Genomic DNA, 21,372 nt, shown 5'->3' on the forward strand with positions numbered 1-21,372 from the left:
ATAGCAGAACCGTTTATTACCCAATAATAACAGTCAATACCTAAAACGTTTGTTTTTGATATTTTTGTCAGGTATTATCGATGGGTTTATAAGCTGCTAATATCTATCACTATTACGACTGTTTAGTCAGTGATTAGATAAGGATATTAAATTAAAATAAGGAATATATGATGTCGAATTCTCGTCTATTGTGGTCATCGATGACTATCACCGCAGCGCTAGCATTGAGCGCCTGTAGCCAGCCAAGCGACGATACGGTGGATGCAAATGCTGATGCACCTGCTGCCGATGTCGCGGGTAAAACCATTCGTATTGCTACCGAAGGGGCTTATCCTCCTTTTAACTATACCAATGCTGATGGCAGTATCGCCGGATATGATGTCGATGTTGCTAATGCTCTATGTGAGCAGATGCAAGCTAACTGTGAGATTGTCGCGCAAGACTGGGATGGAATTATTCCAGGTCTTTTGGCGCAAAAATATGACGCCGTTGTCGCTGGTATGTCTATCACTCCAGAGCGTCAAGAAAAGGTGGACTTCACTGAGCCGTACTTTGCTAATACTATGGTTTGGCTGACTGATGCAGATGGTGGTTTTGATCCTAATGCTATCAGTAACCTGAACTTAGGTGGTCAGCGCTCAACCACGCCTGGCGTCTATCTGCAAGATAATTATGAAGGTAAAGACGGCAATACTGTGCAGCTTTATGATAACTATGACAATGCTTATTTAGACCTAAAGTCTGGTCGTAGCGATGCAGTATTGGCTGAAAAAGTCTCAGCTAAAGCTTGGTTAAAAGACAATCCAGAAGGTTTTGGTATCGTGGGTGATGAGATTGATAACGATGACAACATCGCTATCGCTGTTCGTAAAGGTGATCCTTTAAGAGACGATTTTAATAAAGCTTTGAGCGAGATCCGTAGTAACGGTGAGTTGGCTCGTCTAGAACAAGCAAACTTCAACCAATAATCTACTGCCTGATAACTGAGGAAAACATAATGAGCTTATCTAAATATTCTCAAAACAAGTCAATCTTGCCCAACAAAGCACTCTGGTTAGCACCGCTTAGCGCTGCTATGCTGATGCTTGCCGCTTGTAGTAATAGCTCAGCGCCAGAGGAAAGCCAAGTTGCGGATGAAGGCGTAGCTACCGAGACGCCAATGAACATAAAAATCGCTACTGAATCGAGCTATAAACCCTTTAGTTACACCGATGCTGATGGCAAGCTGATCGGCTATGAAATCGAGCTGGTCGATGCTTTGTGCGCGCAGATGCAAGCAGAGTGTGAGCTGATCTCGCAGGACTGGGATGGTTTGATTCCTGGCTTAAATGCGCAAAAGTTCGATGCGATTATCGCAGGTATGTCGATTACCCCAGAGCGTAAAGAAGTCGTTGAGTTTACCGATCCTTACTTCCACACTGGTATCATTCTTATTGGTAAAAAAGGCGATGATATTACGGTTGCCGACTTAAATGGTCAGCCAATTGCTTCACAGCGCTCAACGGTAGCGGCGCAGTATTTGCAAGACGAGCATCCACAGTCTGATATCAAGCTTTATGATACGCAAGATAACGCTTATTTAGATCTGACCTCAGGTCGCGTACGCGCTATGATGTCTGACAAAGTCACGGGTATCGACTGGCTGAAAACCGAAGCCGGTAAAGACTACGAAGTCAAAGGCGAAGAGATTAGCACCGATGAAGACGCGATGGGTATTGCCTTTCGTAAAGGTGATCCTCTAGTTGGTAAATTCAACACAGCTTTGGCTGAGTTAAAGGCCAATGGCACTTACGATCAGATCACAGGAAGTTACTTCGGTACGAGCTCTACTGCGGCGGCGAATAAAGCGGCGGCAGCAGATAGTGTTAAAGAAGTCGTAGTCGTTGAAAGCGATAATGTCGATGTCGATGCAAATGCAACTATCGCAGCCGAAGAGCAGACAGAAACCACTAGTAATTAAAACTTAGACAGTGATATTTTATATCGCTATGGTCTTATGCTGAACCGGATATAGTGGCGCTTTATGCTTCTCATAGCATAGGGCGCCATTATTGTTTATAGTGCTTGTATCGACTTACTTATCAAAAGGAATCAAGGATGATGATAAATTACCCTAGTTTTTTTGGCTCAAGCCAGACGCTACACAAAATCTTTATTGCGGCAGTAGCCTTAGGGGTGCTAGCGGGCTGTAGTAATGGTCAAGAGACCAATACCGCTAATACAGAATCCACTGATACGGCTGCCACTGAAGCCACTGGCGAGGTTTTGCGTATCGGTACTGAAGGCGCCTATGCTCCTTTTAACTATACCAACGCTGATGGCTCGCTTGGCGGTTTTGATATCGAAATTGCCAATGCCTTGTGTGCTGATATGGGGGTCACCTGTGAGATTGTCGCGCAGGATTGGGATGGTATTATCCCCGGTCTTAAAGCGGGCAAATATGATGCTATTGTCGCCGCTATGTCGATTACGCCAGAGCGCGCCGAGCAAGTCAGCTTTACTGATCCATATTTTAGTAATACGTTAGTGTTTTTGGCAAAAGAGGGTAGCGGTTTTGACCCTAGTAATCCTGATGATATCAATTCAAAAAGCATCGCCGCTCAGCGCTCGACGATCTCGTCCCAGTGGCTAGAGCAGGCTTATCCAAAAGCGAATATGCAGCTGTATGATACTTTGAGTAACGCCTTTTTAGACTTAGGCTCGGGGCGAGTTGAGGCGATGATCTCTGATAAACTACCTGCTATCGAATGGCTCAGCTCCGCCTCGGGCAGCCAATATACGCTAAAAGGCGATGAGATCGATATTGATGATAATTTTGCTATTGCAGTACGTCCAGGTGACCCGCTGCAAGCGAAAATTAATGACTCGTTGGCAGCTATAAAAGCAGATGGGACTTACGCGGCTATTAACGAAAAATACTTTTCAGTGCCCACGCCTAGCAAGACTAAATAATACGTTCAAGCTTTTACTGTGAGGGTGACGGCGCTACTGGAATGGTTTATAAGCTTGATAAGCTCTTAAAAGGATATCGCGGCTTCGTGGTATCCTTTTTTATGGAGATAGTTTTTATTAATAGTAGGGTGCTAGTCATAATTGCTCTTTACTCATGATGGATTTATAGCAAAAGACGCGGTTTTATAATGGCTAACTCTCTATTTTGACTGGGTATTTGCTATCAGCGTTAACATCGAGTGCCTCAGTTATGATAAAATCAGCGCTTATTTTTATCTGAATCATCAGTGAATGAATCTTTGGGTCAACTGATAGTCATTTATTATATATTCCAAAACCGCTTCTCGTTACTACAGACCATAAATAGTGCTTTATTTTAGCTAGCGTCAGGACAGTAAACTGGCATTTTGAGCGTTATTTGATGGCTTGGCAGAAACGCGAGTGACGCGACTAACATATAGAGACTGAGTGAATAACTGTGTTTGATTTACAAGGATTTGGTGCCCTGCTATTAAGCGGCGCGACCGTCACCATTAAGCTGGCCGTAACTAGCCTGATAATAGGAATGCTGTTAGGGCTCCTTGGGGCAACGGCTAAGCTCTCGAACTTCTGGCTACTGCGCAAGCTTGCCACTGTCTATACCGCAACGATGCGTGGTATTCCTGAGTTACTATTAGTGCTATTCATCTATTATGGGGGCTCTATTTTGCTGATGAGCATCCTCAAAAAGTTCGGCTATAATGAGTATGTGGAGATCAGCGCTTTTTGGGGCGGGGTGATGGCCTTATCTATTGCCTTCGGTGCTTATGCCACTGAAATCTTTCGGATGTCCATCCAAGAGATTCCTATCGGGCAAAAGGAGGCCGCACAAGCGATAGGGATGCGTCCTTTTCAGACTTTTTATCGGATTACTTTGCCGCAAGTTTGGCAGATTGCCTTGCCAGGCCTTGGTAATTTGTTCTTAGTCTTGCTCAAAGATACCGCTCTAGTATCGGTCGTTGGTCTCAAAGATATTATGTATCAATCCTCACGCGCGGCGCAATCCACTCAGCAACCTTTTACCTTTTATATGGCCGCCGCCATTATCTATTTAGGTCTCACTATGCTTATTACCGGCTTTATGATTTGGCTAGAATGGCGCGCTAATCCCGCGGCACGCTATGCCAAAAAAATCAGCCGTCAATCCACTCATCAGCCATCGACTTTAGGGTAGAGGAGAGATATTATGGATTGGAATTGGCAGGTTATTTTTGAGTACTTTCCGGATCTACTAGGCGGAGCGGTACTGACCGTACAGCTCGTCGTTATCTCAGGAATCATTGGGCTGTTTTTTGGTTTGATTTTGGCGTTACTACGTCTGTCTAAAAGCTGGCTGGTACAGCTATTACCGTTTTTATATATTTTCTTTTTTCGCGGTACGCCGCTGCTAGTACAGATATTCTTGATCTACTATGGTTTGGGACAGTTCGAGGCGGTGCGCGAGTCATTCTTGTGGGAGCCGGTGCTGAGCCAGGCATACTGGTGTGCGATTATCGCTTTTACGCTCAATACCAGTGCTTATTTAGCAGAGATTATCCGCGGCGCTATTCAGGCCATTCCTGTCGGTGAACTGGAGGCGGCAGACGCTGTCGGTATGTCACCGTGGCAAAAGCTCACTCGTATTACTTTGCCACGCGCTTTTGGTATTGTCATTCCTGCTTATAGTAATGAAGTTATCTTTATGCTCAAAGGCAGTGCGCTAGCCTCGACCATTGCGCTGATGGATATCACCGGCGTGGCTCGTACTATTAGTGCGCGGACTTATACCTTGATGGAGCTATTCTTTGCTGCTGGTATTGTCTATTTATTATTGTCATGGATCATATTATTTAGCTTTGGGCGTTTTGAGAAAAGAATGAACCGTCATGCCAGTTACGTGCCGCCCGATGTAATGACCAATACTATTCCATAATTGAGCCGAGGTGAGTTATGAGCCAATTGCTGAGAATGACTGATAATAATATCAATGGTGAGACGCGGGCTCATATCGGCAAAGTAGTTTGCGTCGGTCGTAACTACGCCGCTCACGCTCATGAGCTGGGTAATGCAGTCCCGTCTAAGCCGCTGCTTTTTATGAAGCCGGCTTCTTCTATCGTTTCCATACAGAATGATATTATTGTTCCAGATTCCAATGTTTATGGTGATACTCATTATGAAGCGGAGCTATGCATTCAGCTCGCGGCTGATTTATCCGATGCGACTACCGAGCAAGCACAGCAAGCCATAGGTGCTGTGACGTTAGGATTAGATTTAACCTTAAGAGAACTGCAAAGCCAGCTTAAAGCCAACGGCCATCCTTGGGAGCGCGCTAAATGCTTCGATGGCGCTTGCGTACTCGCTGACTGGCTTGATCCGCAAAGTTTCAACGACTTAATGCACATTCAGTATCAGCTCTATATCAACGGTGAGCTCAAGCAAGACGGTGATAGTGCCTTGATGCTATTTCCCATCTATGAACTGCTTGCCGAAATCAGCCACGCTTTTAGCTTGCAAGCAAGCGATGTCATTATGACGGGTACGCCAAGCGGGGTGGGCGTACTACAAGCAGGCGATCAGGTAAGATTGGTGCTAGGGGAGAAGCAGTGGCAGAGCCAAGTACGATAACCGCTTCGCTTTCATTATTATCCTCAGCTATGTCTAGCGACGAATACTATACTTCTTTATCATCTTGCTCTTCTGAGCACAAAATTTACTTATATATCAAATCATTCTCTTCTCTTTGTTGCATTTAACCGCTAGTATAGAAAGCTCTCTTTTGCAGAAATCACCTATTATATGAGTGCTACAAAGAACGCCATGACTACTAATATCTATTCTACAGACTTGCCTGATGCTACCCATGATAGCTACGGAAGTAATTTTAGTAATGAGGGTGTCATTCACTATCAGCCAGGAACTCATCCTGTAGAAAAGTCTAATATGCCAATTCATGGTGATTTGTATGAACACCTCTCGCAGCTCGATGCGCTTGATGTGGATGAATTGGTCAGGTTATTAGCAGATGGTGCTGATGAAACCGTCAAAAGCCAACCGCTCACTTTAGGGGGTTTTTTTGAAGGGTTGGCGCAGCTTGCGACGATGGGCGTGGTCGAGGTGACGGATATTGTCGAGTCTATGCACCGCGAGATTATGCTGCGTCCGATAGGGCGCTTCAACGAAAACCATCTAAAAAACTGGCATGGCGGTGTCACCGGGCGCGTCTACGGACTCGTACGCCATGTGATGTTGCTAGTGGGTAATAATCTCTCCTCAGGACTGCGTCTGTATAAAAACGTGGCAACGCAAACTAGCTCCCAACCACTTCCTGTTAGTCTAAAAAAACTCGTCAATGTTTTTAACGGAGTAATGGGCGATCATTTAGTCAATAACAACAACTCGCTTGCGATCCCTATGGCACTATACGACAAAGAGGGTATCCCTCAACGCGAAGAGCTATCAGGGCGCATTATCATCTTATGTCATGGTCTATGCTTAAGTTACTTAAGTTGGCATCCACAACAGTACAATAGCTTAGGTCAGGCGATTAGTCGCAGTCAGCCTGAGGCGACGGTGCTTTATTTAGATTATAATACTGGCCGACGTATCTCTCGTAGTGGCCGCAAACTCTCTAAACTGTTGCAAGACTTAGTGGATAATAACCCAAATATCAGTCAAATCGATCTAGTAGGGCACAGTATGGGCGGTTTAGTGGCTCGTAGCGCACTATTTTATGCCAAACAAGATCGCCTAGATTGGATGAAGCGCGTGGGTAACTTGATTACTTTAGGCTCGCCGCATCACGGCGCTGTGCTTGAGCGTATTGGGTTTTTGGTTCAAGACATCATCTCCAAAGTCCCCTTCGCAAGCTCACTTGCGCATTTAGGTGATATGCGTAGCGCCGGTATTATTGATTTGCGTCACGGTAGTATTCGTGATGCCGATTGGCAATCTTTAGAGGGCCGAAATGTTGTGCCACAGGACTTCCGTCATCCTGCTCGTCTGCCGAGCGGTATTAAGACCTATTTTGTCGCTAGCGCCTTAATAGAGACCCATTATGACTCGAAAGTAACCAATCTGCTCGGGGATAGTCTAGTGTCAGTAGCTTCAGCTTTGGGCGAAGACGATGGCGAGCATAATCTATTTGTACCAGAGGGTCATAAAGCGATCTTTTATGGTGTTAATCATATGGGTCTAATCCATAGTAGACGAGTGCGCGAGCAAGTCGTGGCTTGGCTGCTTGATAATGGCAAAAGCGATTACGCCAGTCGCGACCGTATTCACTCTTATCCTTGCAGCTTAGGATTGGTCGCTGAAGAGTCTTAAACAAGAGGGATGTACCAATTTTAAGAGACTGAAATTTAAAAAAACAAAAACCCTCTAAACAAAAGTTTAAAGGGTTTTTGAGTTAGCATAATAAGACGTCAAACTAATCTGAAAAAATAGCCGTCACATCGTCTTTGTCAAATTTATAGACCTCACCGCAAAAGCCGCAATCCATCTCAAAAGTACCGTTTTGTTCTTCAATGATATCGAGCGCTTCGGTTTCACCGATTTGCGCAATAGCCGTCTCACACTTCTCACGCGAGCAAGTACAACCAAACTCTAAGCTGATAGGCTCAGGGGCAACGACGTTCTCTTCGTTATATAAGCGATAGATAATCTCATTGGCTGCAAGCGTGGTCAACTCCTCGCCTTTGACTGTGCTGGTCAGCATCGTCAAGCGCGTCCACAAGTCATCGTCGATACCGGCATCTTGATTTTGCTCCACTTCGATGTTCTCTGCAGCAGTACGCGGTAGCATTTGCACTAGTATGCCGCCGGCTTGTAAGCCATCTGATGCTAAGTTAATCAGCGTTGGAATCTGAGCTGATTGCTTTTGATAATGGGCTAAGCAGTCGGCTAGATTATCATGGCTACGCTCAACGATACCTTGGTACGGCTCGCCATTATTCGGCTGAATATTGATAAACAACACGCCTTGACCAGTCGCGCCCAATTCAGCGAAAGCCTCGTCAGCGCAAGTCTTGTCATTCCAAGCAGCCACTTGCTCATCGTTGTCCGCTTTCCAGCTAGCAAGCGCCCGGATAATGCCGTTTTGATCGCACTCTGCCATCGCCCAGTTCAGTAAGCTCTCACTATCTGAAGACTGCAATTGGATAGACAAACGACCCTCTATCTTCACTGTGCCTATCAGCAAGCTTGCTGCGGTAAGCATCTCGCCCAGCAAGCGTTTGATGGCTTCAGGATAAGGCTTTTGGGCAATGGTAGAAGCGTAGCTACGCGACAGGCGCACCACATCACCGCGTACTGGCGAGTCTTCGATAAAGAAGCGCTGACGCACATCATTATCTATTTTTTTTTCGGAGGGCTGCGTGTGATCTGTCTGCATAGCTGAAGTATCTTGTGTCATATATTTTTATCTTATCGAGTTAAGAGAGTGCTAGCTTTATGGGGATTATTCGGAATTTATCAATCATAGAAAAGATGCTAATGGCAAAATCTCGTAGCTAGCCGCGTATTGATTTAAGCCGAAAAAAGCGACAATAAGCCAAAAATTTGCACAATAATTATAAAAGTGTTGTACAGTAACATTAAGTTGCATTAAGATAACTAAAAGTAACTGCACGGATGCCTATTAGTAATAGCTAATTAAGCATTTTTTAAACTAATAATGATGTGATAAAAGGATGGATCTTATGGCTTACGCACTCACCAAACCTCTAACGTTAGCAGCATTTATGGCACTAGGTTTAGCCGGTTGTAACAATAGCAGTCAAACGGCTACCGATGAAGCTGTAACTGAGGATGCGGCGACCACTGAAACCTCTACAAATGCCAATGGCACCCTCCAAAAAATCAAAGACTCAGGCACTATCGTTGTCGGCTATCGTGACTCTTCTATTCCTTTTTCGTATATCGCTGACGATCCGAATCAACCGATGGGGTATGCACATGATCTTGAGATGAAAGTCGTAGAAGCGGTGAAGCAAGAGCTTAATATGCCGGACTTAAATGTTCGCTATAACTTGATTACCTCGCAAACGCGTATTCCGTTAGTACAAAACGGCACAGTCGACTTTGAGTGTGGCTCAACGACCAATAACGAAGAGCGCCAAAAGCAAGTGGGCTTCTCAAACGGTTTCTTTGAGATCGGAACTCGCTTACTGACAGCGACTGACTCAGGTATTAGTACCTTTGCAGACTTAGCCGATGAGACGCTAGTCACTACCGCAGGCACTACCTCAGAGCGTTATATCCGTCAGTATATCGATGAAAATCAGATGGACACCAATGTCATCTCAGCCAAAGACCATGGCGAAGCGTTTTTGATGTTAGAAAATGGCCGTGCTGATGCCTTTATGATGGATGATGTACTATTAGCGGGCGAGAAAGCCAAAGCTAAAAATCCAGATGAGTGGGTCATCGTAGGCGAGCCGCAATCTTTTGAGATTTATGGTTGTATGCTGCGTAAAGACGATCCTGAGTTCAAAGCAGTAGTCGATAAAGCCTTAACTGATGTCTTTAGCTCAGGTGAGATCAATAGCATTTACGATAAGTGGTTCTTAAACCCAATCCCGCCGAAAAACGTCAACTTAAACTTTGAGATGTCAGATAACCTAAAAGCACTCATTGCTGACCCTCATGATAGTGCACAGCCAAAAATGGCTATGGCCCAGTAACTTTCGATCCTCAATTTAGCTGGTATTCCTAAAAGCTTCATTATTGAAGCTTTTAGGGGTTAAGCCTATCAACCACTGCTTGGAGAGACAAGCATGAATTATAGCTGGAACTGGGGTGTGCTCTTTGAGCATACTGGTGTCGGTAGCGAGCTGTATATCCATTGGATGATAACTGGCCTTGGCTGGCTGTTGTTAATTGGTAGTATCGCTTGGGCCATTGCTATGGTCGTTGGTACTATTTTCGGTATCATGCGTACTTTGCCAAGCAAACCGGCACGGGCGATCGGTACCGCTTACGTGACCTTCTTTCGTAATATTCCGCTACTGGTACAACTGTTCTTTTGGTTCTATATTGCCCCAGGGTGGCTGACGCCTACGCTACAAGAATGGTGGTATAAGGAGCTTACGCCTAATACTTCAGCGATGCTCTCAGCGAGTATCGGCCTGGGTCTATTTACCGCCGCGCGTATCGTTGAGCAAGTGCGCACGGGTATCGAGTCACTACCACAAGGTCAGATCAATGCCGCTTATGCGCTAGGCTTTAGTATTCCGCAGGCTTATAAGCAAGTGTTATTGCCGCAAGCCTTTCGTATTATCCTACCTCCCTTAAGCTCTGAGTTGACCAACTGTTTCAAAAACGCCTCTGTTGCTTCGCTCGTTGGGGTGATGGAGCTGATTAGTCAGACTAAGACCATTAGCGAATATACCCAAAATAGTCTTGAGATCTATACTTATGCGACGATTATCTATTTAGTGTTTAATCTATCGCTGATCGCCATTATGGGTTTGATTGAGCGAAAACTTCGCGTGCCAGGGCTTATTGCAGGGAGTCAGAAATGAATATGATGACCGAACTTGCGACCGCATATCCAGGCCTTATGGGCGGGATGATTACCACCTTAAAAGTACTATTTTTAGCCATCTTAGGCGGCATTACTCTAGGCACGATACTAGCCTTGATGCGCCTATCTGGCATTAAAGCCTTAGAGATACCCGCCAAGTTATACGTAAACTACTTTCGTTCAGTGCCGCTGCTATTGGTGCTGTTGTGGTTTTATTTCGCCGTACCGATGATTTATTTTTGGGTGGCGGGTAGATACCTGCAGTTAAACGCCGCCTTTGCCTCTTGTGTTGTGGCTTTTATGATGTTTGAGGCCGCCTATTTCTCAGAGGTAGTACGGGCAGGTATTCAATCTATTGGCAGTGGTCAGGTCAATGCGGCAAGAGCGCTTGGCATGACTTATGGGCAGACCATGCGCTTGGTTATTTTGCCACAAGCCTTTCGTAAAATGCTACCGCTGATCCTACAGCAGTGTATTATTCTCTTCCAAGATACCACTTTAGTCTTTGCGATTGGTTTGACCGATTTTTTCCGTGCCGCTTACGTGCGCGGAGAGCTGATGGGACTGCTGACACCTTACATACTAGGCGCAGGCGCAGTTTATTTTATTATCAGTTTGACCGCTTCTATTGGCGTGCAGCAAGTGCAAAAAAAGCTTAGGTTTTAGCGTTTAATTAAACAACTAAACAGCAAAGGTTTGCGAAATGAAATAGCCTAAACCTTACTGACATAGCACTATCACTCATTTTAAATACACTGCAAAAATATTAAGCATAAGGCTAGGAGCCAACGATGAATAAGGCTAATACATTTATAAATGACTTTGGCGGATTGGTTACAGATAACGGTCATGCTAGCAATGAGATAGTCATTGAAATGGATAGCGTCAGTAAGTGGTATGGCGACTTTCAAGTGCTCACCGACTGTACCGCTCATGTCCATAAAGGCGATGTGGTGGTGGTTTGTGGCCCGTCCGGCAGCGGTAAGTCGACCCTAATCAAAACCGTCAACGGCCTTGAGCCCTTTCAAAAAGGGCAAATCATGGTTAATGGTATCTCAGTTGGCGACTCAAAAACGAACTTGCCTAAACTGCGTAGCCGCGTGGGCATGGTGTTTCAGCACTTTGAGCTGTTTCCGCATTTGACGATCATTGATAACTTAACTGTGGCACAAGTTAAGGTTTTGGGCCGTAAAGAGTCTGAAGCCAAACAAAAAGGCATGGCTTACTTGGACCGCGTGGGATTAAGCGCGCAAGCGCCAAAATATCCGGCTGAGCTGTCCGGTGGTCAGCAGCAGCGGGTAGCGATTGCGCGAGCGCTGGCGATGGATCCGGTGGCGATGCTGTTTGATGAGCCGACCTCCGCGCTCGACCCTGAGATGATTCAAGAGGTGCTCGATGTGATGGTAGAGCTGACCCGTGAGGGCATGACGATGATGTGCGTAACCCATGAGATGGGCTTTGCTAGCCAAGTGGCGAACCGCATTATCTTTATGGATGAAGGCTATATCGTTGAGAACTGCAGTAAAGAGGAGTTTTTTGAAGGCGCAAAAAGTGATCGCGCTCAGCAGTTTTTATCAAAGATTCTTAATCACTAACTCTCAAGTATTCAGCAAATATTAAGCAAAAGTCTTTACCATTTAGCTTTATGCGTCTTTTTATAAGGCGCTTTTTTATGCCCGCTGGTTTACTGTAAATTCTCAGTTTACAAGCGTTTCTTTTTTACTGCTACAATAGTGGCTATTATCTTAAACCCTATTCATATTAATTATAAAAAACTATCTTGGAGACTTTATGAGCATTGATGAATCATCGAAAAATTCTGGCATAGTTATCATTGGCGCAGGCTTAGCAGGCTGGCACGTTATTGATGCCATTCGTAGTAAAGATAAAGAGATACCGATTACCTTAATCACGGCTGACAACGCTGATCGCTATCACAAGCCGATGCTGACGATGGCCATTAGCCAAGATAAGAAGCCGGCAGACTTAGTGCGAGCGACAGGGGAGGAGGCTGCAAAAGTAGCCAACGTCACTTTATTAGCCAACACGCAGGTCAGTGATATCAATGCAGCAAGCCAAAAACTGCAGCTTATCTCTGCGAACCGCTCAGATCCTGCCAACACCAATTACGCGGCCATCAGTTATGATAAGCTAGTCCTAGCGATGGGCGCGCATCCGATATTTCCTAAGAGCTTGCCGGAGAATTTAGTCTGGCACGTCAATCATATTGAGCGCTTTGGTCAGTTGCAAGAAAAGCTCTCGACTGGCAGCCAGCATGTAGCTATCGTCGGTGCGGGGATGGTCGGTACCGAGATCGCCGAAGACTTGCTTAAAGCGGGTCATAAAATCAGCCTAATTGATCTTAATGAGGCGCCGCTTGCGCAAATGCTACCGGCGAAAGCCACCGCGCGTATTAGGCAGGCTATAGAATCGCAAGGGATTGATTTTTTGGGCGGATATCAGGTGACCAGTATCGCCCGTAATGATGATAACAGACTGGAAGTCAGCTATGAGCCGTTAGAAAAGACAAAAGGGCAGTCTAATACTGTGATAGTCGATCATGTGATTGCCAGTACTGGCTTAGTCGTCGATGATACGCTACCCGCGGCGGCAGGCATTGAGTTCAATCCGCGTACCGGTATTGTTGTCGATGCACCAACTCTGCGCACCAACGCCAATAATGTCTATGCAATTGGCGATTGCATGTCTATCGATGGCGTGGCATGTCGTTATGTGGCCCCGCTACGCGCGCAAGCGGCGACTATCGCTGATGATATTTTGGGTCTCAAGCATGCTGGCTACGACCATAAACCGCCGATGATACGTTTGAAAAATAAAGCAATCGCGGTCACCGTCGTCGGCGTACCGCAAGCGATGGGCAATTGGCAAGTCAAAACCGAAACGACTGATGAGCTAGTGATGGAATTACTTGATGACTCTGCCGATGATAAAGCCATAAAAGCAACGGTATCGCTTAAAGTACCAGTAAAGCCTGCGGATAAGGCTTAATGAGTAGCGCTCTATTCTTACAGGTATGGCAGCTCATAGGTAGGGTAGTCTCAGAGGTAGGGTAGTTCAATCGCCAGTCTTTTATTTGAATAGGAGATTGGCTTTTTATAACTCGTTAGTTATTGCAACGCTATTAATTATTTAATGAGACATCTTGTATCAATATGATTGACAGGATTTCATTGCAGGCGTTATAGTGACTAGATATAAAGGAAAAACAAGGCATAATAGCTTTATTTATACGCTTAGCTAGCAAAACGGAAAAGTACAACGAAAGGACTCGTTATGATTCAATCCCCCTCATTCGGCACTGCCTCCAGCGATATTCTAAATAATATTCCAAAAATAAATATGGGCGCACGCTCTGCCAATGCTCCTCTCACCCAAAGTTATGACAAAGGTCCTGACGTACCACTCATAGAAGCCACTATCGGCGACTTTTTTGATGCTATCGTTGCCAAATACCCTAAGCGCGAAGCCCTAGTCGTACGTCATCAACATATCCGCTGGACTTATAAAGAACTACAACAACAAGTTAATAAGCTTGCTAGCGCTATTATCGAGATGGGGCTTGAGATTGGTGATCGTATCGGTATCTGGTCGCACAATAATAGCGAGTGGTTATTAATGCAGCTCGCTACGGCTAAAGTTGGCGTTATCTTAGTTAACATCAATCCTGCCTATCGTACCTTTGAGCTGCAATACGCCCTAAATAAATTAGGCTGCTCAGCTTTGGTGCTTATGCGTCACTTTAAGAGTAGTGATTATGCGCAGATGATTCGCGAGCTTTGCCCTGAGATTTATCATAAAACCTTTAATCAGCTCGATTTGGTTGAGATACCGACCGTTGAGCGCATTATTTGGATCGATAGTGCAGAGGATGCAGAGGACTTTAGCTATATGCAAAAGTTCTCAGATTGGATAGCAGAAGGTGATGCCAACGACCCTCGTATTGCTAAGCGCCAAGCTCAGCTCAAAAATACTGATGCGATTAACGTACAGTTTACTAGCGGCACCACAGGTACGCCAAAAGGCGCCACGCTAAGCCACCGTAATATACTAAATAATGGCTACTTTATCGGCGAGGCGATGAATCTCACCTTCGAGGATAGGCTATGTATTCCAGTACCGCTTTACCACTGTTTTGGTATGGTGCTAGGTAATTTAGCTATTCTAACGCATGGCGGCTGTATCGTTTATCCGAACGATGGTTTCGAACCTCTTAGTGTCTTACAAACCGTGCAAGAAGAGCGCTGTACCGCCCTGCATGGGGTGCCAACGATGTTTATCGCTGAGCTTGATCATCCTGATTTTGATAACTTTGACTTATCGAGCTTACGTACTGGCATTATGGCAGGCTCGAGCTGTCCGATTGAGGTCATGCGCCGGGTTATCGACAAGATGCACATGCAGGAAGTCACTATCGCTTATGGTATGACCGAAACCAGTCCTGTATCCTGTCAGACCAATGAGCATACCCCGCTTGAGAAGCAAGTCTCGACGGTAGGACTGGTACAACCGGCGCTTGAGGTCAAGGTCGTCGATACTGAAACTGGCGAGATTCTACCTATTGGCGAAACAGGCGAGCTACTAACAAAGGGCTATTCGGTGATGAAAGGTTATTGGGGCAGCCGCTTTAAAACCCGCGAGGCCATACAGGATGGCTGGATGCATACGGGCGATCTGGCTACGATGGATGAAGAAGGCTATGTTAAAGTCGTCGGGCGTAGTAAAGATATGGTCATACGTGGCGGCGAAAATATATATCCTGTTGAGATTGAAAACTATCTGTATCGTCATCCAAAAATACGCGACGTACAAATCGTTGGTATCCCTGATGAGCGCTACGGCGAAGTATTGGCCGCGTGGATTATCCCCAAAGAGCCAGACAGCTTAAGCGAAGAGGAGGTCGAACAGTTCTGCCGTGATAATATTGCCCATTATAAAATCCCAGCTTACTATCGTTTTGTCACTGAGTACCCAATGACCATTACCGGTAAAATTCAAAAGTACAAAATTATTGAGCAAATGAAAGAAGAGTTGGGCTTGGTATAACTTTGATTGAATGTGGTTAGAGTGTACTTTGAGATAAATTGCTAAGTGAAAAGATAAATAACAAGGAATACCATGAGCGCCGTCATTACCAGTAAACTAAGCCCCAACTCCGTTGAGTTTCAGCAAAATAGTAGAGCCATGCAAGCAATCGTTGATGATTTATATCAGCATTTAAATAAGATTGCCCAAGGCGGATCAGAGCGCGCTCGTGCCAAGCATTTAGCGCGCGGTAAGCTGTTGCCACGTGAGCGCGTGGAGCGTCTGCTTGATGTTGGCACGCCTTTTTTAGAAGTCGCTCCAATGGCCGCGCATGATATGTATGGCGAAGATATTCCAGCGGCAGGAGTCATCGCCGGTATTGGCCGTGTTAATGGTATTGAGTGCATGATCGTCTGTAATGACGCCACAGTAAAAGGTGGCACTTATTATCCGATGACGGTGAAGAAACATTTACGCGCGCAAGAAATCGCGCAGCAAAACCATCTACCGTGTGTCTATTTAGTGGATTCCGGTGGCGCAAATCTACCCAATCAAGATGAGGTATTCCCTGATAAAGATGACTTCGGGCGTATCTTTTTTAATCAAGCCAATCTCAGCGCAGCGGGTATTCCACAAATCGCGGTAGTAATGGGAAGCTGTACGGCAGGCGGTGCTTATGTACCTGCGATGAGCGATGAATCTATCATTGTCAAAGATCAAGGCACTATCTTTCTCGGTGGCCCGCCATTGGTGAAAGCAGCGACGGGTGAAGAGGTGAGCGCAGAAGATTTGGGCGGCGGTGATGTGCATACGCGGCTATCAGGGGTGGTCGATTATCTGGCGCAAAACGACACTCATGCGTTATCTATAGCGCGCGATATCGTCGGACACTTGAATCGCGATGCCAAAGTCATTCCCAATCAAATCACCCCGCGACCACCGCGCTTTGACGCCAAAGAATTATACGGCATTATCCCAACCGATAAGCGCAAGCCTTTTGATATCAAAGAGATTATCGCTCGTATCGTTGATGATAGCGCCTTTGATGAATTCAAAGCGCGCTTTGCTAATACCCTTATCTGCGGTTTTGCCCATATCGAAGGCATGCCAGTTGGTATTATTGCTAATAACGGCATCTTGTTTAGCGAGTCGGCGCAAAAAGGCACGCATTTCATTGAGCTATGCTGTAAGCGCAAAATCCCCTTAGTATTCCTGCAAAACATCACCGGCTTTATGGTCGGGCGCAAATATGAAAACGAAGGGATTGCCCGTCATGGCGCGAAGATGGTGATGGCCGTTGCTAATGCTAAAGTGCCTAAATTTACCGTTATCGTCGGCGGCTCTTTTGGCGCGGGTAACTATGGTATGTGCGGCCGTGCTTATGACCCGAGATTTTTATGGATGTGGCCAAACGCGCGTATCTCGGTGATGGGCGGCGAGCAAGCGGCATCGGTATTGGCGACAGTGAAGCGTGATAACTTCGAGCGTAAAGGCGAGTCGTGGAGCGAAGCGGACGAAGAAACGTTTAAAGCACCAATACGGGAGATGTACGAAGAGCAAGGTCATCCTTATTATGCCACCGCGCGTCTTTGGGACGATGGCGTCATCGATCCTGCGGATACGCGTCAGGTGTTAGCATTAGGATTGAGCGCTGCTCATAATGCGCCTATTGAAGAGACGACTTTTGGTATTTTTAGAATGTAATTATTATATATTGTGTGTGATATAAAAACGATTTAGCGAGACTGGTATTAATTTTTCGCAGCCTCTGTCAGCGTAGACACAGCACGCCAGAAAAATTCATATCAGTTTCGCGTTGCAATATAATGTATTTGTTTTATTTGCTATCGACTATAAGAAACCAGTGCTAAGACCAAGGCTAAGAATAGGAACAAACATAAATGACCAACTATAAAAACCTATTAGTAACCATAGAAAACTACGTCGCAACCGTGACCTTAAATCGTCCTGAAATACGTAATGCCTTTAATGATAAAACGATTAGCGAGCTAAATACAGTGTTCAGCGCTTTAGGCAAAGACGATGAGGTTCGCGTGATTGTTTTAGCAGCAGCGGGAAAAGCCTTTTGTGCCGGCGCTGATCTAAACTGGATGCGTGCTATGGCGGATTATGATTATCAGGAAAACCTAGCTGATGCTGATAAACTGGCGCAAATGCTCAAAACCATTTATGACTGTCCTAAGCCTACCATTGCTGCTATTCAAGGCGACGTTTATGCCGGCGGTATTGGACTCGTGGCAGTGTGTGATATCGCTATTGCCGTTAAAAATGCGAATTTTTGTCTTAGCGAAGTACGTCTAGGCCTTGCTCCAGCGACCATCAGTCCTTATGTCATTCGGGCTTTGGGCGCTAGAGCCTCACAGCGTTATTTTTTAACGGCTGAAGTATTTGATGCCAAAAAAGCGCGGCAACTTGGCTTTGTTCATGAGCGCGTTAGTGAAGAGAGTCTTGCAGATACGGTCGCTACATTATGCGCGAAGATTGTCAGTAATAGCCCTGACGCGGTTAGGACTTGCAAGCGCTTACTCCATAATATCGCAGGCGAAACTATCACTGATGAGTTAATTGCTGATACGGTAAAAGAGATTGCGGATATTCGCGCGTCTAAGCAAGGCCGCGAGGGGGTACAAGCATTTTTGCAAAAGCGTAAGCCGGATTGGTTAGTTGATAAGCAAAAGTAACCTATTCAAATGACGATAAAATATCAAATATAAAGCACAGGAATTGCTATGTTCTCCAAAATACTAATCGCCAATCGTGGTGAAATCGCTTGCCGAGTAGCGGCTACTGCCAAGCGTATGGGCGTACGTACGGTCGCGGTTTATTCAGATGCCGATCAATATGCTAAGCATGTCGCTGTTTGTGATGAAGCTGTCTATCTCGGAGGCTCTGCGCCAAAGGATAGCTACCTAAAAGGCAATGCTATCATTGCTATTGCCAAGGAGCGCGGCGCTGAGGCAATTCATCCTGGCTATGGGTTTTTGAGTGAGAACGCCGACTTTGCACAAGCTTGTCAAGATGCGGGCTTAGTATTTATTGGACCATCTGCCGATGCTATTCGAGCGATGGGCGGTAAGTCCGAATCCAAGCGTTTGATGGAAGCGGCAGATGTACCGCTCATTCCCGGTTATCATGGCGAGAAGCAAGACGCAGCATTCTTAAAAGATAAAGCCGATGCTATTGGCTATCCGGTGCTGATTAAAGCCAGTGCTGGCGGCGGCGGCAAAGGTATGCGTATCGTTGAGGATAGTAATAACTTTACCGATCTTTTAGAGTCCTGTCGCCGTGAAGCCATCACTAGCTTTGGTAATGACCAAGTCCTCATTGAAAAGTATGCCCTCAAACCGCGCCATATCGAGATTCAAGTATTCGGCGATAGTCACGGTAATTATGTGCATCTGTTCGAGCGCGACTGCTCCGTACAGCGCCGCCATCAAAAAGTGCTAGAAGAAGCGCCTGCGCCTGACGTTGATGAGTCCATGCGTGCTGCAATGGGTAAAGCGGCGATCGATGCCGCGCGCGCGGTCGATTATGTCGGTGCGGGTACGGTAGAGTTTATCGTTGAGCAGCGCGATGAGGGCATGAGTTTTTATTTCATGGAAATGAATACGCGTCTGCAAGTCGAGCATCCGGTGACTGAAGCGATCACGGGTGTCGATTTGGTTGAATGGCAATTACGCGTAGCTGCGGGTCAGAAATTACCGAAATCTCAAGAAGATCTGAAGATAAATGGTCATGCGATTGAGGCGCGTATCTGTGCGGAAAATCCAGATAATGACTTCTTGCCTGCGACTGGCACGCTGTTTAGGTATCAAAAGCCAGAGCACAGCACCTTTGTGGTTGATGATGTACGTATTGATGATGGCGTGCGCGAAGGCGATGTGATTAGCCCTTTTTATGACTCGATGATTGCCAAGCTTATCGTCCATGCCCCGACTCGCACGCAAGCTTTAGCTAAGCTAGATCAAGCATTAGCACTCACTCGTATTGTCGGATTGCCGAATAACGTAGCTTTTTTGCGTTATGTGATTAATACCGACTCCTTTAGTCAGGCTAATCTGGATACGGCGCTGATTGAGCGTGAAGCGGATGAGCTATTCAATCAGCATCCTCTGAAGCTTACGACGTTGGTGACGATGGCTATCGTGCAGCAGTTGGCTAGCGAGAAAGACAGCATTAGTATGAATGCTAACGTCAATGACCCTTTTAGTCAGGCTTCTGCGTTCCGTGCTTATACCGATTATACGCGTACTTTTAACCTAACTTATAATGAGCAAGATTACCTTGCGCGCATTAGCGATTGGAATAATGCTAGTCATGCTAATAGTCAAAAAAATACAGATAATTCTAATCACTTTTTACTGACTATCGAACCCGACAACAGCACTGACAATGCTATAAATAATGCTTTAAAACAGACAGACGAGCTTCTATATGACGCTCAGGTTAGCTACCAAAGTGATGATGAAAATAATCATACTCTATGGCTTGATGATACGCGTATTAATGCGCAAAGCTGGACGCATAAAGAGACGGTTTACGTGTTTACCGATACTGGCCGCGATCAGATTAAGCTGATTGATTTGATGCTACATGTCGGTGAAGAGTCTGCCGCAGTAGGTAGCCTGAAGTCACCTATGCCTGGGCAAGTTATCGCCTTTAAAGTCGCTGTCGGTGATAGCGTTAAGCAAGGGGAGGCGTTGGCGGTAATTGAAGCGATGAAAATCGAACATACCATTACCGCACCCACAGATGGTATCGTCGCTGAATTGCTATTTGCAGCGGGCGACTTAGTGGCTGATGGTGATGAGCTACTGCGAATTGATAGCGAAACGAGCGAAGCTTAAGGATAACAACTATGAATAACGCTTACCCAAAGCATGTCACCATCGTCGATGTCAGTCCGCGTGATGGCTTACAAAATGAGTCAAAGACAGTACCGACAGCGGTCAAGAAAGCGCTGATTGAAGATTTAATCGCTTCAGGGGTTAAGAAGATTGAGACTACTAGCTTTGTCTCCCCTAAATGGGTGCCGCAGATGGGTGATAACAGCGAGCTAATGACGGCACTTGCGCCTAGCCGTCAAGATGATGTCATCTATTCAGTACTCGTGCCGAATATGCGCGGCTTTGACAATGCTGTCATTCATCACCCTGATGAAGTGGTCATTTTTGCTTCAGCGAGTGAAACCTTTAGTCAGAAAAATATCAATTGTAGTATCGATGAGAGCATCGAGCGATTTGCGCCAGTAGCTGCCGCTGCAAAAGCGCAAGGCATCAAAGTACGCGGCGTCATCTCCTGCACGGTCGGCTGCCCTTATGAAGGTGAGATTGACCCTAGCCAAGTCGCTTACGTCACCAAACGTCTCGTTGAGATTGGTGCAGAGCAGATCGGCATCGCTGATACGATTGGGGTAGGCACGCCTATCAAGGTAAAAAAGGCCTTGCAAGCAGCACTCGAATATATCGATATAGAGCATATCTCAGGGCATTTCCATGATACTTATGGACAGGCGCTAAGCAATACTTTAGCAGCGCTTGAGATGGGCGTGAGCGAATTTGATACCTCAGTGGCAGGCCTTGGCGGTTGTCCTTATGCTAAAGGCGCTACCGGCAATGTCGCGACCGAAGATGTGGTCTATATGCTGCATGGCATGGGTATTAAGACTGGTATTGATTTAGATAAGCTAGTCGTCGCAGGTGAGCGCATTAGTGAATTTTTGGGACGTCGTAACGACTCTAATGTAGCGCGGGCTTTGATCAATAAGCGACATTCTTAAAGACAGTATTTTAAAACAAGGTTTTTAGACTAAGTAC

Annotated in this window: 18 protein-coding genes; 17 read left to right on the forward strand and 1 reads right to left on the reverse strand. The window is 45.8% G+C overall.

All coding sequences use genetic code 11. The features are described 5' to 3' along the window. Nucleotides 1-167: 167 nt before the first annotated feature. From ACTXGJ_RS02660 to ACTXGJ_RS02690, 7 genes are all read left to right on the forward strand, one after another. The gene (locus ACTXGJ_RS02660) at nucleotides 168-968 is read left to right on the forward strand and encodes a transporter substrate-binding domain-containing protein (protein WP_439257361.1); all 801 of its coding nucleotides are present in this window, start codon (nucleotides 168-170) and stop codon (nucleotides 966-968) included. A 29-nt stretch (nucleotides 969-997) separates the two neighbouring features. Next, nucleotides 998-1,960 (forward strand): transporter substrate-binding domain-containing protein, encoded by a 963-nt coding sequence (locus ACTXGJ_RS02665; protein ID WP_443565020.1) that lies wholly within the window; start codon nucleotides 998-1,000, stop codon nucleotides 1,958-1,960. 137 nt (nucleotides 1,961-2,097) lie between these two features. After that, nucleotides 2,098-2,952 (forward strand): ABC transporter substrate-binding protein, encoded by an 855-nt coding sequence (locus tag ACTXGJ_RS02670; RefSeq protein WP_443565021.1) that lies wholly within the window; start codon nucleotides 2,098-2,100, stop codon nucleotides 2,950-2,952. Between the two features lie 478 nt (nucleotides 2,953-3,430). Further along, nucleotides 3,431-4,165 (forward strand): ABC transporter permease, encoded by a 735-nt coding sequence (locus ACTXGJ_RS02675; protein ID WP_443565022.1) that lies wholly within the window; start codon nucleotides 3,431-3,433, stop codon nucleotides 4,163-4,165. 12 nt (nucleotides 4,166-4,177) lie between these two features. Further along, the gene (locus ACTXGJ_RS02680; RefSeq protein WP_443565023.1) at nucleotides 4,178-4,903 is read left to right on the forward strand and encodes an ABC transporter permease; all 726 of its coding nucleotides are present in this window, start codon (nucleotides 4,178-4,180) and stop codon (nucleotides 4,901-4,903) included. Between the two features lie 35 nt (nucleotides 4,904-4,938). Continuing rightward, nucleotides 4,939-5,595, forward strand: a complete 657-nt coding sequence (locus ACTXGJ_RS02685) for a fumarylacetoacetate hydrolase family protein (protein ID WP_443565084.1) — start codon at nucleotides 4,939-4,941, stop codon at nucleotides 5,593-5,595. Nucleotides 5,596-5,787: 192 nt separating this feature from the next. Continuing rightward, entirely contained in the window at nucleotides 5,788-7,293 is a 1,506-nt protein-coding gene (locus ACTXGJ_RS02690; protein ID WP_443565024.1) for an alpha/beta fold hydrolase, read from the forward strand. 103 nt (nucleotides 7,294-7,396) lie between these two features. Here the strand turns inward: ACTXGJ_RS02690 and hslO are convergent, their stop codons facing one another. After that, nucleotides 7,397-8,380 (reverse strand): Hsp33 family molecular chaperone HslO, encoded by a 984-nt coding sequence (gene hslO / locus ACTXGJ_RS02695; protein WP_443565025.1) that lies wholly within the window; start codon nucleotides 8,378-8,380, stop codon nucleotides 7,397-7,399. Between the two features lie 286 nt (nucleotides 8,381-8,666). Here hslO and ACTXGJ_RS02700 point away from each other — a divergent pair, with 286 nt between their 5' ends. The 10 genes from ACTXGJ_RS02700 (at nucleotide 8,667) to ACTXGJ_RS02745 (ending at nucleotide 21,335) form a co-directional block, all read left to right on the forward strand. Next, nucleotides 8,667-9,650: a glutamate/aspartate ABC transporter substrate-binding protein gene (locus tag ACTXGJ_RS02700; protein ID WP_443565027.1), complete on the forward strand. Its 984-nt coding sequence runs from the start codon at nucleotides 8,667-8,669 to the stop codon at nucleotides 9,648-9,650. 93 nt (nucleotides 9,651-9,743) lie between these two features. Beyond that, nucleotides 9,744-10,490, forward strand: a complete 747-nt coding sequence (locus ACTXGJ_RS02705; protein ID WP_443565028.1) for an amino acid ABC transporter permease — start codon at nucleotides 9,744-9,746, stop codon at nucleotides 10,488-10,490. Continuing rightward, a complete protein-coding gene (locus tag ACTXGJ_RS02710) occupies nucleotides 10,487-11,158 on the forward strand; it encodes an ABC transporter permease subunit (protein ID WP_439240065.1) in 672 nt (223 codons plus the stop codon). Before ACTXGJ_RS02705 ends, ACTXGJ_RS02710 begins: the two co-directional genes overlap by 4 nt. Nucleotides 11,159-11,367: 209 nt before the next feature. Then, nucleotides 11,368-12,087, forward strand: a complete 720-nt coding sequence (locus ACTXGJ_RS02715) for an amino acid ABC transporter ATP-binding protein (RefSeq protein WP_439240653.1) — start codon at nucleotides 11,368-11,370, stop codon at nucleotides 12,085-12,087. 196 nt (nucleotides 12,088-12,283) lie between these two features. After that, a complete protein-coding gene (locus tag ACTXGJ_RS02720; protein WP_443565029.1) occupies nucleotides 12,284-13,501 on the forward strand; it encodes an FAD-dependent oxidoreductase in 1,218 nt (405 codons plus the stop codon). Between the two features lie 285 nt (nucleotides 13,502-13,786). Further along, nucleotides 13,787-15,556 (forward strand): AMP-binding protein, encoded by a 1,770-nt coding sequence (locus ACTXGJ_RS02725; protein WP_443565030.1) that lies wholly within the window; start codon nucleotides 13,787-13,789, stop codon nucleotides 15,554-15,556. 72 nt (nucleotides 15,557-15,628) lie between these two features. Further along, nucleotides 15,629-17,239 carry a carboxyl transferase domain-containing protein gene (locus ACTXGJ_RS02730; RefSeq protein WP_443565031.1) on the forward strand — a complete coding sequence of 537 codons (1,611 nt, stop codon included), beginning with the start codon at nucleotides 15,629-15,631 and terminating at the stop codon, nucleotides 17,237-17,239. Nucleotides 17,240-17,436: 197 nt separating this feature from the next. Continuing rightward, nucleotides 17,437-18,237, forward strand: coding sequence for an enoyl-CoA hydratase/isomerase family protein (locus ACTXGJ_RS02735; RefSeq protein WP_443565032.1), 801 nt, complete (start codon nucleotides 17,437-17,439; stop codon nucleotides 18,235-18,237). Between the two features lie 48 nt (nucleotides 18,238-18,285). Then, complete coding sequence (locus ACTXGJ_RS02740; protein ID WP_443565033.1) at nucleotides 18,286-20,403, forward strand: acetyl/propionyl/methylcrotonyl-CoA carboxylase subunit alpha; 2,118 nt, start codon at nucleotides 18,286-18,288, stop codon at nucleotides 20,401-20,403. A gap of 11 nt (nucleotides 20,404-20,414) precedes the next feature. After that, nucleotides 20,415-21,335, forward strand: a complete 921-nt coding sequence (locus tag ACTXGJ_RS02745; RefSeq protein WP_443565034.1) for a hydroxymethylglutaryl-CoA lyase — start codon at nucleotides 20,415-20,417, stop codon at nucleotides 21,333-21,335. Nucleotides 21,336-21,372: the final 37 nt, after the last annotated feature.

Origin of the sequence: Psychrobacter sp. 1Y11 (assembly GCF_052259045.1) — a bacterium.
GTDB lineage: Bacteria > Pseudomonadota > Gammaproteobacteria > Pseudomonadales > Moraxellaceae > Psychrobacter.